Source organism: Bacillus sp. FSL K6-0069 (assembly GCF_038007785.1).
Taxonomy (GTDB): domain Bacteria; phylum Bacillota; class Bacilli; order Bacillales; family Bacillaceae_G; genus Bacillus_A; species Bacillus_A mobilis.
This window is the reverse complement of record NZ_JBBOXN010000001.1, coordinates 12,501-27,500: the sequence shown is the minus strand read 5'-3', so window position 1 is coordinate 27,500 and position 15,000 is coordinate 12,501. Positions and strand designations below refer to the sequence as shown.

General features: G+C 38.8%; 14 protein-coding genes, 1 tRNA gene, 2 rRNA genes, 1 other RNA gene and 1 other annotated feature (2 of these 19 running past the window's edge). Of the genes, 4 read left to right on the top strand and 14 right to left on the bottom strand.

Going from position 1 to position 15,000, the window contains the following annotated elements; all coding sequences use genetic code 11:
• The 5 genes from recR to tadA form a co-directional block, all read right to left on the bottom strand.
• Nucleotides 1-336, bottom strand: the 5' portion of a protein-coding gene (recR, locus tag MHB74_RS00135; protein WP_000559169.1) for a recombination protein RecR. 261 nt of this gene lie to the left of the window's left edge; the window shows 336 of its 597 coding nt (coding positions 1-336); the start codon lies at nucleotides 334-336; its stop codon lies beyond the left edge, outside the window.
• A 14-nt stretch (nucleotides 337-350) separates the two neighbouring features.
• Nucleotides 351-677, bottom strand: coding sequence for a YbaB/EbfC family nucleoid-associated protein (locus tag MHB74_RS00130; protein WP_170930109.1), 327 nt, complete (start codon nucleotides 675-677; stop codon nucleotides 351-353).
• Nucleotides 678-702: 25 nt separating this feature from the next.
• Nucleotides 703-2,391, bottom strand: a complete 1,689-nt coding sequence (gene dnaX, locus MHB74_RS00125; protein WP_000121578.1) for a DNA polymerase III subunit gamma/tau — start codon at nucleotides 2,389-2,391, stop codon at nucleotides 703-705.
• A 132-nt stretch (nucleotides 2,392-2,523) separates the two neighbouring features.
• An RNA gene (gene ffs / locus MHB74_RS00120) (signal recognition particle sRNA large type) lies at nucleotides 2,524-2,788 on the bottom strand.
• A 79-nt stretch (nucleotides 2,789-2,867) separates the two neighbouring features.
• On the bottom strand, nucleotides 2,868-3,368 hold the full coding sequence (tadA, locus tag MHB74_RS00115; protein WP_061680192.1) for a tRNA adenosine(34) deaminase TadA: 501 nt from the start codon (nucleotides 3,366-3,368) through the stop codon (nucleotides 2,868-2,870).
• Between the two features lie 107 nt (nucleotides 3,369-3,475).
• Here tadA and MHB74_RS00110 point away from each other — a divergent pair, with 107 nt between their 5' ends.
• The 3 genes from MHB74_RS00110 to MHB74_RS00100 all read left to right on the top strand — a co-directional run bounded on the left by MHB74_RS00110 (nucleotide 3,476) and on the right by MHB74_RS00100 (nucleotide 5,447).
• Nucleotides 3,476-4,015: an isochorismatase family cysteine hydrolase gene (locus tag MHB74_RS00110; protein WP_061680193.1), complete on the top strand. Its 540-nt coding sequence runs from the start codon at nucleotides 3,476-3,478 to the stop codon at nucleotides 4,013-4,015.
• A 125-nt stretch (nucleotides 4,016-4,140) separates the two neighbouring features.
• Nucleotides 4,141-4,776 carry a deoxynucleoside kinase gene (locus MHB74_RS00105; RefSeq protein ID WP_061680194.1) on the top strand — a complete coding sequence of 212 codons (636 nt, stop codon included), beginning with the start codon at nucleotides 4,141-4,143 and terminating at the stop codon, nucleotides 4,774-4,776.
• Nucleotides 4,777-4,778: 2 nt separating this feature from the next.
• Nucleotides 4,779-5,447, top strand: a complete 669-nt coding sequence (locus MHB74_RS00100; RefSeq protein ID WP_001053583.1) for a deoxynucleoside kinase — start codon at nucleotides 4,779-4,781, stop codon at nucleotides 5,445-5,447.
• A gap of 35 nt (nucleotides 5,448-5,482) precedes the next feature.
• On the opposite strand, the gene MHB74_RS00095 is transcribed toward MHB74_RS00100, so the two are convergent.
• The 7 genes from MHB74_RS00095 to guaB all read right to left on the bottom strand — a co-directional run bounded on the left by MHB74_RS00095 (nucleotide 5,483) and on the right by guaB (nucleotide 12,433).
• Entirely contained in the window at nucleotides 5,483-5,875 is a 393-nt protein-coding gene (locus MHB74_RS00095; RefSeq protein ID WP_000364198.1) for a DUF3797 domain-containing protein, read from the bottom strand.
• Nucleotides 5,876-6,041: 166 nt separating this feature from the next.
• Nucleotides 6,042-6,134 (bottom strand) — tRNA-Ser (locus MHB74_RS00090).
• Between the two features lie 154 nt (nucleotides 6,135-6,288).
• A complete protein-coding gene (gene serS / locus MHB74_RS00085; RefSeq protein WP_061680195.1) occupies nucleotides 6,289-7,563 on the bottom strand; it encodes a serine--tRNA ligase in 1,275 nt (424 codons plus the stop codon).
• 51 nt (nucleotides 7,564-7,614) lie between these two features.
• Nucleotides 7,615-7,836 (bottom strand) — a binding site (T-box leader).
• A gap of 54 nt (nucleotides 7,837-7,890) precedes the next feature.
• The gene (gene pdxT / locus MHB74_RS00080; RefSeq protein WP_061680196.1) at nucleotides 7,891-8,481 is read right to left on the bottom strand and encodes a pyridoxal 5'-phosphate synthase glutaminase subunit PdxT; all 591 of its coding nucleotides are present in this window, start codon (nucleotides 8,479-8,481) and stop codon (nucleotides 7,891-7,893) included.
• Nucleotides 8,482-8,499: 18 nt separating this feature from the next.
• On the bottom strand, nucleotides 8,500-9,387 hold the full coding sequence (gene pdxS, locus MHB74_RS00075) for a pyridoxal 5'-phosphate synthase lyase subunit PdxS (protein WP_000186157.1): 888 nt from the start codon (nucleotides 9,385-9,387) through the stop codon (nucleotides 8,500-8,502).
• A 161-nt stretch (nucleotides 9,388-9,548) separates the two neighbouring features.
• Nucleotides 9,549-10,856, bottom strand: coding sequence for a D-alanyl-D-alanine carboxypeptidase DacA (dacA, locus tag MHB74_RS00070; RefSeq protein ID WP_141658100.1), 1,308 nt, complete (start codon nucleotides 10,854-10,856; stop codon nucleotides 9,549-9,551).
• 113 nt (nucleotides 10,857-10,969) lie between these two features.
• A complete protein-coding gene (gene guaB / locus MHB74_RS00065) occupies nucleotides 10,970-12,433 on the bottom strand; it encodes an IMP dehydrogenase (protein WP_061680198.1) in 1,464 nt (487 codons plus the stop codon).
• A gap of 115 nt (nucleotides 12,434-12,548) precedes the next feature.
• On the opposite strand from guaB, the gene MHB74_RS00060 reads away from it, so the two are divergent.
• Entirely contained in the window at nucleotides 12,549-13,550 is a 1,002-nt protein-coding gene (locus MHB74_RS00060) for a YaaC family protein (protein ID WP_061680199.1), read from the top strand.
• Between the two features lie 36 nt (nucleotides 13,551-13,586).
• Here the strand turns inward: MHB74_RS00060 and rrf are convergent.
• Together rrf and MHB74_RS00050 are read right to left on the bottom strand one after the other, a co-directional pair.
• Nucleotides 13,587-13,702 (bottom strand): 5S ribosomal RNA (rrf, locus tag MHB74_RS00055).
• Between the two features lie 48 nt (nucleotides 13,703-13,750).
• Nucleotides 13,751-15,000, bottom strand: a 23S ribosomal RNA gene (locus tag MHB74_RS00050); it runs 1,672 nt beyond the window's last position.

The following is a 15,000-nucleotide window of genomic DNA, read 5'->3' as shown; positions in this document are numbered from 1 at the left end:
AGAAATCGCACCACGTAACACATGATATACACCTTGATACTCTTTCATCTTTTCCATTGCGATTACATCTTTCGGTTCCTGCACAACACAAACAACCGATTGATCTCGATGTGAATCGTTACAAATATAACAAGGGTCGCGGTCAGTAATATGTCCGCATACAGAACAATACGCTAAATCTCGCTTCGCATTCACAAGCGCTTTTGCAAAACCTAACACATCATCTTCTTTCATATCTAATACGAAAAATGCCAAGCGAACCGCTGTTTTCGGTCCGATCCCTGGCAACTTCATAAAACTATCAATTAGTTTTGATATCGGTTCTGGATAATGCATATATCAATATCCTCCTAGAACATTCCACCCGGTAAGTTTAAGCCTTTTGTAAATTTACCCATTGTAGAATTTGAAAGTTCATCAGCTTTTTTAAGTGCATCATTCGTTGCAGCTAACACTAAGTCTTGTAACATTTCGATATCTTCTGGATCTACAACTTCTTCTTTAACTTTCACTTCAAGAATTTGCTTATGACCATTTGCAATAACTGTGATCATACCGCCACCAGCTGTACCTTCAACTGTTTTTTCGCCAAGTTCTTCTTGCGCTTTCGCCATATCTTTTTGCATTTTTTGCATTTGTTTCATCATGTTATTCATATTTCCCATTCCGCCACGCATCATAATTAATTCCTCCTAATTATTATTACTCTTTTATTTCAATAAGTTCTTGCCCTACTAATTTTACCGCCTCTTCTATAAGAGGGTCTTCTTTTTTCTCTGGGCTTTCTTCAGCATTTCCACCTTCACGCTGTAAAAAATCTTCACGGATTTTACCCCATTCACTTTTTGGAATGGCAATCATATTTAATCTTTTACTTAGCAATTCAAATAAAGCTTGTTCCACTGTATCCATAGCTTCTCGGTTTTCGCTTGCCATTTTACAGTGAATCTCATATTGAAACGCTAACACGTAAGTATCATCCGAAGCCGCTACCGGTTCGCTATTTTCTAATAAAACAGCAAACGCTACTTTGTTGTATGCTTTGAGTCTTCCTAACAACTCACCCCACACAGCTTTTAATTGTTCTAAATCCTGACGTTTCGCTTGCTTTAACACTTCATTTACACGTCCGACAGGAATCTTCATACTACCTGTACGCACTGGCTTTGGTGTTGCACGTGTCTCTCTGACTTCCTGCTGCACCCCAGCCGGCACACCATTCTTTTTGACTTCTTCTAACTCTTTCTCCAATTGCTGCATCCTGTTCATAATTGCTTGTAAACGATCTGCACCGTTCGCTTGCATCATAAACTGTTGACACAGTTGTACCATAACAACTTCTAAGAAAATTCGCGGATGATTTGTCCACTTCATTTCCTGTTGTCCCTTACTAAGAGTATGAATGATTTCATAGATTACTTCCGGTTGCATTTCTTCACTTAGCATCCGGAATTGCTCATCTACCATTACTCGTTCCAACATATGTTCCAGTTGTGGTGAAGTTTGATATAAAAGCATGTCACGATAATAGTAAATGAAATCCTCCATAAAACGAACTGGATCTTTCCCTTTACCCATCATCTCATCTATGATACGTAATGCTCTTGATACATCATTTTCACGTATACATTCTACTAAGTTACCTAAGTATTGCTGGGAAACAGAACCTGTCACAGCTAATACATCTTCTGTCGTAACTGTCTCATCACTATAAGATATTGCCTGATCAATAAGACTAAGCGCATCACGCATACCACCCTCAGCAGCACGTGCAACAATTTGTAACGCCTCATCTTCTACTTGCGTACCTTCATTCGTCACAACCGTCGATAATCTCTCAACAATATCATTTACTGATATCTTTCGAAATTCAAAACGTTGGCAACGTGAAATAATTGTAGGCGGAATCTTATGCGGTTCTGTTGTCGCCAAAATAAAGATGACATGTCCTGGCGGCTCTTCTAACGTTTTTAAAAGCGCATTGAAGGCACCCATAGAAAGCATGTGAACTTCATCAATAATGTATACTTTATATTCTACAGCACTTGGAGCATATTTTACTTTATCTCTAATATCTCGAATTTCATCTACACCGTTATTTGAAGCCGCATCAATTTCTAATACATCTGAAATGGATCCTTGTGTAATCCCCAAACAAGAAGGACATTCATTACAAGGTTCAGCTACCGGAGCATGTTCACAGTTGATTGCTTTTGCAAACACTTTTGCAATTGTCGTTTTTCCTGTTCCCCTCGGCCCAGAAAATAAATAAGCATGTGAAACTTTCTCTTGAAGAAGGGCATTTTGCAACGTTTTTGTCACGTGCTTTTGACCAACTACATCTTCAAATTTTTGCGGTCTCCATGTTCGGTATAACGCTTGGTATGACACGAAAATACGGCCTCCCTCAAAGGTTATTATCTCATTTATTATAACCCATTCTGTTTATAGATTCCAAAAGTTATTTTCTATACAAAAAACCCACCTTAATATTAAGGTGGGTTTTGTATACATATATAACTGCCGTGCACCTTCTGTCGATTACGTACCATAAGCGTTACTCAAGCAGTTAGCTCGGTTCAGGCACTCCTGCGGCACACGAGAAGACCCGCTTATTGCTGCTTCCTTCCGGACCTGACAAGGTTCACGGGGTCCCGTTGCGCAGGACCCAAACGTCAACACCACTTACTTAAGGCAGACCTTACAGCAACATAACCTCGAGAAGGGATTCGGCCTCGCTAGAGCGGATTGCGAGTATAGGGCACCGCTACCTCCCCGCTTAGCACGGCAAAGTTAAAACCAATATTCGGTTGCCTTCATTAAAGGCATTATCAGTATAACTTGTTTTTTTATAAAATGCAAATACGTTAATTCTCTTTGCTTTTCTCTAATTTCTTGCTCGCTTTTCTTTTTTTTCGAAGCTCTCTAAAAAAGTTTGTTAACAACGTACCGCATTCTTCTTCTAACACACCAGCCACTACTTCACACTGATGATTAAAGCGTTCATCCGTTAAAAGATTCATCAGCGTCCCTGCACATCCACCTTTCGGATCACTTGCACCATATACAACTCGCTTCACTCGCGATAAAACAATTCCACCCGCACACATCGGACAAGGCTCTAATGTTACATATAATATCGCATCTTCTAAACGCCATGTCCCTAATTTTTTGCACGCCTCATCAATAGCTAGTAACTCAGCGTGCGCTATTGATCTTTGCTCGGTTTCCCTTAAATTATGAGCAACACTAATTACTTCACCATCTAACACTATAACTGCACCAATCGGTACTTCTTGTATTGCCTCTGCCTTTTTAGCTTCTTCTATTGCTAACTGCATAAAATAAATATCTTGATCGTGTTCCATACCATAGTCCTTTCATTACAAATAACGTACACTAATTTCCATTTACTACACATGGGATAACTTTTACAAATTCAATCCACCCTAATAAAAAAGAGAGGGGATTACATATGAAGAATACTGCCTTACTCATTATCGATATGATTAATGACTTTCAATTTTCACACGGGCCCACCCTAGCCAAAAAATGCGAAATTATAACAAACCCTATTCTACAATTAAAGAAAACAATGAAATCCTTTGGTTATCCCATAATTTATGTTAATGACCATTATCAACTTTGGAGATCTGATATTGACCAACTAATTACTCATTGTACAAATGAGTATAGTGAAAATATCATTCGTAAGATTGCCCCAAATTCCGATGATTACATTTTTATTAAACCACATTACTCCGCTTTTTATGAAACACCTTTAAATTCTTTATTAGGCTATTTAAAAATAGAAAATCTAATATTAACAGGAGTCGCAGGGAATATATGTATCCTCTTTACAGCGAACGATGCTCATATGAGAAATTATACACTGTATGTACCACAGGACTGTATTGCCTCTAATCATGATCAGGATAACTTACATGCTTTAAAAATAATGGAAGCCACATTAAAAGCAAATATAGTACCGTCATCTCAAATAAAAATTCATTAATACATATATCTATTTTCTAACTTTTTATATCAAATTAACCCGCTCGCTTCCCTCTTGTGCTACAATAATTCTGTTTTGTGTTTTTAGTAGTCACGGTAAATCACTGATTGAAAGGAGGAAACAGCGTGACCGGAGTACCATTTATCACGGTTGAAGGACCAATTGGTGTTGGAAAAACTTCACTTGCGAAGGAAATTTCAACTCACATGCAACTCCACTTACTGAAAGAGATTGTTGATGAAAACCCTTTTTTAGGAAAGTTCTATGAAGACATCGACGAATGGAGTTTTCAAACAGAGATGTTCTTTCTTTGTAATAGATACAAACAATTAGAAGATATTAACATAAAGTATTTGAATCAAAGGAAGCCAGTAGTAGCAGATTATCATATATTTAAAAATCTAATTTTCGCATCCCGTACATTAAAAGATTCTCAATACGATAAGTACATGCAAATCTATCGTATCCTTACACAAGATATGCCTGTACCAAACGTAATCGTTTATTTAACGGCTAGCTTGGAAACATTACAAGCACGAATTGCAAAGCGCGGAAGAGAATTCGAAAAAAATATGGATCCAAATTACTTACTACAGCTCACAAAAGATTATGAAACTGCAATGGATACGTTTAAAAAGGATCATCCAGAAATCCCAGTATTGAAATTTAACGGAGACGATATGGATTTTGTAAAAAATCCTGATGATTTAAATGTCATCCTATCTGCCCTTCAAAATACTCTCTTAAAGGAGTCGAAATAATAATGAATTTAAGGCAAAAATATGATATACCAAATGACGCAGTAATCACGATTGCTGGAACAGTAGGTGTCGGTAAATCAACTATGACAACTGCATTAGCTAACGCTTTAGGCTATCGCACATCATTTGAAAAGGTAGACTCTAACCCGTACTTGGACAAGTTCTATGCTGATTTCACACGCTGGAGCTTTCACTTGCAAGTATACTTTTTAGCAGAACGATTTAAAGAACAAAAAAGAATTTTTGAATACGGTGGCGGTTTTGTTCAAGATCGCTCTATCTATGAAGACACTGGCATTTTTGCAAAGATGCATCATGAAAAAGGTACAATGACGGAAACTGATTATGAAACATACAAAGGTCTATTTGATGCTATGGTCATGACTCCTTACTTCCCTCATCCTGATTTATTAATTTACTTAGAAGGTTCTTTCGATGATATCGTTGATCGTATCCAAGAACGCGGACGTCCGATGGAACAACAAACACCAATTGAGTATTGGAAAGAGATGCATGGCCGTTACGAAAACTGGATTAATAATTTTAATGCATGCCCTGTTTTACGATTAAACATTAATGAATACGATATTTTAAAAGATGGCGATTCAATTGAACCAATCATTAAAAAAATTGGCCATTTTTTAAAACAAACACGTAAACTTGTAAAATAAAAAACCCGTGCATATGCACGGGTTTTTCTATTAAATTACTTCTTTTTTGTCGGAGCAATAATTTCACTCTCAGGTTTTCCAGCATTAATACGCTGGCGAACAGTACTTGTACTAATATCGTATGTTTCAGCAATCTCTTTAACAGTCATTTCTTTCCCGTTAATCACTGCTGTTAATACTTTACCTGTACGTTTTGGAGCTGCTTCTTTCTTTACAGCTGCTTTTTCAACTTTTTTTGGCGCCTCTACCTTTGTCGCAGTTTGCTTTACATCACAAGTGCAACCACAAAGTTTACGGAATGTATCATCGCTAATAATACGTGAAACATTTGCACCACTGTTTAAAATTCTATTGTTCTTACAGACAGGACATTGTACATAATATAAAGTTTTTCCATCTAAAGGAAACGTTTGTATAATAAGATCCATGTTGACTCCTTTCATATCTATGAAGATAATCATCGGAATATGAGTGTGTAATAAGGAGGAAATCTCCTTACACCATACTTTATGATTGGTTTTAAAATAAAAACTCGTTACGTGTTGGTAACGAGTTCTCCAATCTCCACTTATATGCGCTGTTGTCAATTATATCTGGAGGAGGTAGAGGGATTCGAACCCCCGCGCGACTCTCGCCGCCTGTCGGTTTTCAAGACCGATCCCTTCAGCCAGACTTGGGTATACCTCCATATTGACATCAAATATAATATCAAAAGAAAAACAGTTAGTCAACCCTACTAAAATAAATTATGAGGAAAGGAAAATTTTACTTTTCCTCTCCTACATTATAGTACTGACAACGCTCATAATTACCAATCACTCATACCGATGAATGTTTACATTTACTTAATAACTGTTTTTCCTCCCATATAAGGGCGAAGAACTTCTGGAATTATAATTGTACCATCTTCTTGTTGGTAGTTCTCTAAAATAGCTGCAACCGTACGTCCAATTGCAAGACCAGATCCATTTAATGTATGAACATGTTCTGGTTTTCCGTTTGGTTCACGACGGAAACGGATATTTGCACGTCTTGCTTGGAAAGCCTCAAAATTACTACAAGAAGAAATCTCACGATATGTGCCATAGCTTGGAATCCATACTTCGATATCGTATTTCTTCGCTGCTGTAAATCCTAAATCGCCTGTGCACATGCTCATAACGCGATATGGCAACTCTAATAATTGTAACACGCGTTCTGCATCATTTGTTAATTTTTCTAACTCTTCATAAGAATCTTCTGGTTTTACGAATTTTACAAGCTCTACTTTGTTGAACTGATGCTGACGAATTAAGCCACGTGTATCACGTCCAGCTGAACCTGCTTCAGAACGGAAACAAGAGCTAAATGCAGCATATCGTATCGGCAATTGCTCTTTATTTAAGATTTCATCACGGTGCATATTCGTTACAGGTACTTCAGCTGTTGGAATTAAGAAGTAATCTTCACTTTCAATACGGAATGCATCTTCTTCAAATTTCGGAAGTTGTCCTGTTCCTGTCATACTTGCACGGTTTACCATATACGGAGGTAACACTTCTTCGTATCCATGCTCGTCAGTATGAAGATCCAGCATAAAGCTAATTAAAGCACGCTCTAATCTTGCGCCAGCACCTTTATAGAATACGAAGCGGCTTCCCGTTACTTTCCCAGCGCGCTCAAAATCTAAAATTCCTAAATCTGTAGCAAGATCCCAATGTGGTTTTGGTTCATAAGCAAATTCTTTCACTTCTCCCCAAGTACGTGCTACTACATTATCATCTTCTGTTTCACCAACTGGAGCAGATTCATGAGGGATATTTGGAATAGATAACATTAATCTTTCTAAATCTTCTTCAACTGTACGAAGTTCATTATCAAGATCTTTTACTTTTTCTCCAACTTCACGCATTTCTAGAATTAGAGCTTCTGCATCTTTCTTTTCGCGCTTCAATACAGAGATTTGTTGAGATACTTCGTTACGTTTACTTTTTAGTTCCTCTGTTTGAACAAGTAATTCTCTTCTTCTCTTATCCAGCTCTTCAAAGCGACCAAAATCAGTTAAATCTTCGCCTCTATGCTGTAACTTTGCTTTTACTTCTTCAAAATTTGTACGTAAAAATTTAATATCAAGCATTATATACTCCTCCTTTTATTTTATAAAACACAAAAAACTCCCGTCCCTATATAAAGGGACGGGAGTTAACCCGCGTTGCCACCCTAGTTGAAAGCATTGCCGCCTTCCTCTCAAGTAGAAATAACGGCTCTTCACCGGGAATGTTTACTAATCATAAAGATATTCCACATTCCATTCCAGGATGGATTCACAAACTGTTTCTATCGATTTCCACCAACCATCGACTCTCTATAAGAAACGGCATTTGTTACTACTTCCTATCAACACGCTTATTTTATAAAATTGTTACCATCAATTTACTATAATCTTATACAAGTTGCAAGTTACTTATACAACTTTTTTCATTTTCGCTTCTTTTACCATTTCTACAAAGTATGCTGTCACACGATGATCATCCGTTAATTCTGGATGGAATGAAGCAGCTAAAAACTGATTTTGTTTTACTGCTACCATTCGATCATCATGTGTGGAGAGTACTTCAACATCATCAGCTACACGTACAACATATGGAGCACGGATAAATACACCAATAAAGTCTTCTCCTACACCTTTAATTGAAAGTGCGGCTTCAAAGCTATCTTTTTGGCGTCCGAACGCATTGCGCTCTACTGTAATATCCATAGCACCAATATGTGCTTCTTCATAGCCAATAAGCGTTTTTGCAAGAAGAATCATACCTGCACATGTACCAAACATTGGTTTACCAGACTTCGCGAATGTACGAAGTGGTTCCATGAAAGCATACTTATCAATAAGACGGCGCATTGTTGTACTTTCACCACCTGGTAAAATAAGACCATCAATCTCTTCAAGTTGCTCGATACGCTTTACAACAACAGCCTCTGCACCACTTGCTTCAACTGATTTCACATGCTCACGAACTGCACCTTGAAGACCTAGTACACCGATTTTCACCATTTTAAAGTTCTCCTTCAATTACCATCCACGCTCTTGCATGCGTTGTTCTGGTAATAACGTTGAAATTTCGATACCTTTCATCGCATTACCTAATCCTTTAGAAAGGCTTGCAATTAGTTCGTAATCTTCATAATGAGTCGTCGCTTCAACGATTGCGCGTGCAAATTTCTCAGGATTCTCTGATTTGAAGATACCAGATCCAACAAATACACCATCCGCACCAAGTTGCATCATTAACGCTGCATCTGCTGGTGTTGCTACACCACCTGCTGCGAAGTTTACAACTGGCAAACGACCAAGGCGTTTAATTTCAAGTAGTACTTCATAAGGAGCACCAGTATTTTTTGCATATGTCATTAACTCATCTTCACGTAGACTTGCAACTTGACGGATTTCTGCATTGACTTGGCGCATATGACGCACTGCCTCTACAATGTTTCCTGTTCCTGGTTCACCTTTTGTACGAAGCATAGATGCACCTTCTGCAATACGACGTGCAGCTTCTCCGATATCACGGCAACCACATACAAACGGAACTGTGTAATCACGTTTATTTAAATGGTATACTTCATCAGCAGGAGTTAATACTTCACTCTCGTCGATATAGTCTACCCCTAATGATTCTAATACACGTGCTTCTACAAGGTGACCGATACGGCATTTTGCCATAACCGGAATTGACACTGCACCCATAACTTCTTCAACGATCGTTGGGTCTGCCATACGAGAAACGCCACCTGCTGCACGAATATCTGCTGGTACACGCTCTAGTGCCATAACGGCAACTGCGCCTGCCTCTTCTGCAATTTTTGCTTGTTCAGCGTTAATTACGTCCATAATAACGCCGCCTTTTTGCATTTCTGCCATTCCACGTTTTACACGTTCTGTCCCTGTTACATTTGTCATGTTACAAAAACCCCCCTAGGTGAATTGCTTTTCCCCGTTAAAGGCGAAAATTAAGAATACTCTTACATTCTACCACTAACTATCAGATGCTTGTCTACTACTTTTTCATAAAGTCGGTATGAAAAATAGGAATAAGAAAAAGCCCCTACAATGAGGAGCTTTTAAAACCAACCTTTTACTGTATCAACAGCACTATTCCATATACCACTAAAGAAAGAACCAATTCCACGCATAGAACGAGTAAACCAATTCGCTTCTTCTACTGCAGATGTTGTTACAAGATCTATTTGTAATGACTTACCAGATAAAAATCCAGGATCATTCGCATCTTTTGGTGTGATTACCATTTGGCCAAGTGCAGCTCCCTTTTTAATTGGTGCTTCTTGTCCCTTACTTGCTTCTTTTAATTCTGTTTTATAAACATCTTTACTTCCTTTTGGCACTGGAAGTGAAACAGCTTGTTTTGTTTGAACTGCTACATCTTTTTCTTTAGCATTTTCTACTCGTACTGTTTCTTGCCCTTTTACTGAAGAATCTTTTTTATACATTTGCTTCATTTCAAAGTTAGCAAATCCATAATCATATAGCTTCTTTGTTTCATCAAAACGTGCTGTATGAGAACTTGTTTTAATAACTACAGAAATAAAACGCATACCGTTTCTTTCAACCGTACCAGTGAAGCAATCCCCTGCTTCTGGAGTCGAGCCTGTTTTCAGGCCATCAACGCCAGCATATTCTTTCACTAAGCCCTTTAACATCCAGTTCCAGTTCGACATTGCAAACTTCTCTTTTTCTGGACGGAATTCTTTTTTCGGGATTTTTGCTGTATCTAACACTTTTGGATAATCTTTAATTAAATGTTGTGCTAAAGTTGCAACATCTTTTGCAGACATTTTATTTTCTTCATCCGCTGTTGTTCCTTCAGGATGCATTCCCTTTAAATCTTTGTTCGTTAAACCTGTAGAATTGACAAATTTATAATTTTTCAACCCTAGTTCTTTTGATTTATCGTTCATCATTTTTACGAAGTCTACTTCTTTACCTGCAATTGCTTCTGCTAATGCAATTGTTGCACCATTTGCAGAAAAGATTGCCATTGCTTCGTATAGCTCTTTTACTGTATAAGTGCCACCATTTTCTAATGCAACATTTGATAATGAAGCATCTTGTGAAACTTTATACGCATATTCAGAAACCTTAATTTTTTGATCCCACTTAAGCTTTCCTTTATCCACTGCTTCATGAACTAAATATTCACTCATCATCTTTGTCATACTAGCAATTGATAATAATTCATCTGCATTCTTTTGATATAAAATTTTCCCAGAATTCGCTTCAACTAAAATTGCTGCACCTGCTTCAATGTTTAGAGCAGATCCTGTTTCTGCTGATGCATTGCTATATGGTAACAACATACTACAAGCTAGTGTAAGCATTGTTACTAAAGCAATGAATCTTTTGCAAAACATACCTTTCACTTTTGCTACCCCCAATATCTATGTACTCACATAACCGTTATTCTAACATAATCAAAAAAAAATAGACAGAGATATCAAATCTCTGTCTATTTGTATATAAGACATTATAATGAGTAGTTTGGAGCCTCTTTTGTAATTTGTACGTGATGAGGGTGGCTTTCGCGTAAACCAGCACCTGACATACGAATGAATTGTGCATTCTCACGTAAGAATTCTAAATTCTGCGCTCCGCAATATCCCATACCGGCACGTAATCCACCAACTAATTGATGAACTGTATCTGCTAAAGGCCCTTTATATGGTACTCGACCTTCAATACCTTCTGGAACAAGTTTCTTATTTCCTTCTTGGAAGTAACGATCTTTACTTCCCTTTTCCATCGCTCCGACAGAACCCATACCACGATATACTTTGAATTGACGGCCTTGGTAAATTTCAGTTTCTCCAGGGCTTTCAGCAACACCAGCAAACATACTACCTAGCATAACAACGTGTGCTCCTGCTGCTAAGGCTTTTACCATGTCACCAGAGTACTTAACACCACCATCAGCAATAACTGGGATACCGTATTTACGAGCTTCTGTTGCACAATCATAAACTGCTGTTAATTGTGGTACACCAACGCCAGCTACAACACGTGTTGTACAGATAGAGCCTGGTCCAATACCAACTTTAACTACATTTGCACCAGCTTCGATTAATGCTTTCGTTGCTTCAGCAGTAGCAACATTTCCAGCGATAATATTTAGTGCTGGATATTTCGCACGAACTTCTTTTACCTTATCAATAACACCTTGAGAATGTCCATGAGCTGTATCAAGTACGATTGCATCTACGCTAGCTTTTACTAATGCGTCGATACGAAGCATCGCATCAGCCGTTACACCAACCGCTGCTCCAACTAATAAGCGTCCTTGCTTATCCTTCGCAGAATTTGGGAATTCAATTACTTTTTCAATATCTTTTATTGTAATAAGCCCTTGTAATACACCGTTGTTATCAACAAGAGGGAGTTTTTCAATTTTATACTTTTGTAGGATCTTTTCAGCTTCTTCCAGCGTAGTACCAACTGGAGCTGTAATTAGCTTTTCTTTTGTCATTACGTCGGAAATTTTGATTGAGTAGTCTTGGATAAAACGCATATCACGGTTTGTAATAATACCAACTAATTTTCGCTCGTCTAAATTATTTACAACCGGTACACCTGAGATACGGTATTTTCCCATAAGATGCTCTGCATCATATACTTGATGTTCTGGAGTTAAAAAGAAAGGATCTGAAATAACGCCACTTTCAGAACGTTTTACTTTATCAACTTGCTCCGCTTGTTGTTCGATAGACATGTTTTTATGAATAATTCCTAAACCGCCTTGACGAGCCATTGCAATAGCCATATCAGCTTCTGTTACTGTATCCATTCCTGCACTAATTAACGGGATATTTAACTGTAAGCTTTCAGATAAAACTGTTTTAACACTTACTTCTCTTGGTAGTACATCTGACTTTGCTGGTACAAGTAATACGTCATCAAAAGTCAAACCTTCTTTAACAAATTTAGATTCCCACATAATTGTTCCCCCCATGATACCAGAAATTATTATTAGTAGCTTATCAATTGGTTAAAATACTGTCAAGGACGTATATATATGTTAGAATTTTTAGACAATAAAAGGAGCGTAATATATGCATCAAACACATTGTACTTGGCAGCAACTAAGTTTCTTCTTTTCATCTCAAAATGTACAACGTTATCTTGCCCGTTGTTATGAAAAATTCTCCATACAAGATGCTGAAAAAAAAAGTTTCGAAAATTGTTATCCCTTTATTTATTACTTAGAACACGGGAAAAACTATTATGAATTATATAAGGTAGCCCCCTTTTCGATTCAGCCAATGTTATTGTTTTATGGAATGAGCCAACTTTTTAAAGCCTGCTTACTAACTATTGATCCGAACTATCCAGAATCCACTACGGTTTTAGCTCATGGTGTTACAACTCGCAAACGAAAAAAACAGGGATATCAATTTTTAGAAGATGAGGTGAAAGTACAAAAAAATGGATTATTTACTCATGTTGCAGAACAGCTGTTTCACATGAAACACTTAGAAGCAGAAAAGTTTAACATGCTGGATTTAATGGGAAATATTCCTGAATTACAAAATTTATTTCGCTACAGTCAAAGGGGGGGCACTTTATATAAAATTGATTCAACAAATACAAATGAACTTTCCTTTTCGGTCAACATACTAGATCGGCTTCATATGACTACAGAGAGATTTTCACGTTACATTGAATCAACTTGTAAGCATTTATCCATAAAACATGTCTCCGGGAAAATGAGCGGATCGAATTTGCTTTTTACAGCCCCTATCCAGTCGTGGAACCCTATATATAGTACGCCTTTATACTACGAATATCTTGCCGATACTTATTACCTACCAATTCCAACTGACCCGAGAAATCCTAAACCCATATTACCTGAACTTCTTGTTCACTATTTATTGCTCTACAATTTAAGTATGATTTCTAGATACGAAACAGATTGGTGGTATGATTTACTTGGGAGCTACGGCTCTGAAGATTATCCATTTATTTATCAATTTCTTACTATTTCTGCTCAAAAAATCCCTTACTATATTTCGTCTTTTTTACTAACAGAACCGAACCTATTTCATGGGAAATAAAAAAAAACACAAGTCAAAAGACTTGTGTTTTTAGTTGCTTGGCGACGTCCTACTCTCACAGGGACAAGGTCCCAACTACCATCGGCGCTAGAGAGCTTAACTTCCGTGTTCGGTATGGGAACGGGTGTGACCTCTCTGCCATCATCACCAAACTATGAAGGCATATTCCTTCAAAACTAGATAACATTGCTACATATTATATGGTTAAGTCCTCGATCTATTAGTATTCGTCAGCTCCACATGTCACCATGCTTCCACCTCGAACCTATCAACCTGATCATCTTTCAGGGATCTTACTAGCTTACGCTATGGGAAATCTCATCTTGAGGGGGGCTTCATGCTTAGATGCTTTCAGCACTTATCCCTTCCGCACATAGCTACCCAGCTATGCCCTTGGCAGAACAACTGGTACACCAGCGGTGCGTCCATCCCGGTCCTCTCGTACTAAGGACAGCTCCTCTCAAATTTCCTACGCCCACGACGGATAGGGACCGAACTGTCTCACGACGTTCTGAACCCAGCTCGCGTACCGCTTTAATGGGCGAACAGCCCAACCCTTGGGACCGACTACAGCCCCAGGATGCGATGAGCCGACATCGAGGTGCCAAACCTCCCCGTCGATGTGGACTCTTGGGGGAGATAAGCCTGTTATCCCCGGGGTAGCTTTTATCCGTTGAGCGATGGCCCTTCCATGCGGAACCACCGGATCACTAAGCCCGACTTTCGTCCCTGCTCGACTTGTAGGTCTCGCAGTCAAGCTCCCTTATGCCTTTGCACTCTACGAATGATTTCCAACCATTCTGAGGGAACCTTTGGGCGCCTCCGTTACACTTTAGGAGGCGACCGCCCCAGTCAAACTGCCCACCTGACACTGTCTCCCGGGTCGATAAGACCCGTAGGTTAGAATTTCAATACATTCAGGGCGGTATCCCACCAGCGCCTCCACCGAAGCTAGCGCTCCGGTTTCAATGGCTCCCGCCTATCCTGTACAAAATGTACCAAAATTCAATATCAGGCTACAGTAAAGCTCCACGGGGTCTTTCCGTCCTGTCGCGGGTAACCTGCATCTTCACAGGTACTATAATTTCACCGAGTCTCTGGTTGAGACAGTGCCCAAATCGTTACACCTTTCGTGCGGGTCGGAACTTACCCGACAAGGAATTTCGCTACCTTAGGACCGTTATAGTTACGGCCGCCGTTTACTGGGGCTTCAGTTCAGAGCTTCGCTTACGCTAACCCCTCTCCTTAACCTTCCAGCACCGGGCAGGTGTCACCCCCTATACTTCGCCTTACGGCTTCGCAGAGAGCTGTGTTTTTGCTAAACAGTCGCTTGGGCCTATTCACTGCGGCTTTCCGTTAAGAAAGCACCCCTTCTCCCGAAGTTACGGGGTCATTTTGCCGAGTTCCTTAACCAGAGTTCTCTCGCACACCTTAGGATTCTCTCCTCGCC

Bases quoted from the DNA above. Each gene is read 5' to 3' on its own strand.
- MHB74_RS00130 (WP_170930109.1), bottom strand. From the start codon at position 677: ATGCGTGGCGGAATGGGAAATATGAATAACATGATGAAACAAATGCAA.
- tadA (WP_061680192.1), bottom strand. From the start codon at position 3,368: ATGGAACACGATCAAGATATTTATTTTATGCAGTTAGCAATAGAAGAA.
- MHB74_RS00110 (WP_061680193.1), top strand. From the start codon at position 3,476: ATGAAGAATACTGCCTTACTCATTATCGATATGATTAATGACTTTCAA.
- MHB74_RS00100 (WP_001053583.1), top strand. From the start codon at position 4,779: ATGAATTTAAGGCAAAAATATGATATACCAAATGACGCAGTAATCACG.
- MHB74_RS00095 (WP_000364198.1), bottom strand. From the start codon at position 5,875: ATGGATCTTATTATACAAACGTTTCCTTTAGATGGAAAAACTTTATAT.
- serS (WP_061680195.1), bottom strand. From the start codon at position 7,563: ATGCTTGATATTAAATTTTTACGTACAAATTTTGAAGAAGTAAAAGCA.
- pdxT (WP_061680196.1), bottom strand. From the start codon at position 8,481: ATGGTGAAAATCGGTGTACTAGGTCTTCAAGGTGCAGTTCGTGAGCAT.
- pdxS (WP_000186157.1), bottom strand. From the start codon at position 9,387: ATGACAAATGTAACAGGGACAGAACGTGTAAAACGTGGAATGGCAGAA.
- dacA (WP_141658100.1), bottom strand. From the start codon at position 10,856: ATGTTTTGCAAAAGATTCATTGCTTTAGTAACAATGCTTACACTAGCT.
- guaB (WP_061680198.1), bottom strand. From the start codon at position 12,433: ATGTGGGAATCTAAATTTGTTAAAGAAGGTTTGACTTTTGATGACGTA.
- MHB74_RS00060 (WP_061680199.1), top strand. From the start codon at position 12,549: ATGCATCAAACACATTGTACTTGGCAGCAACTAAGTTTCTTCTTTTCA.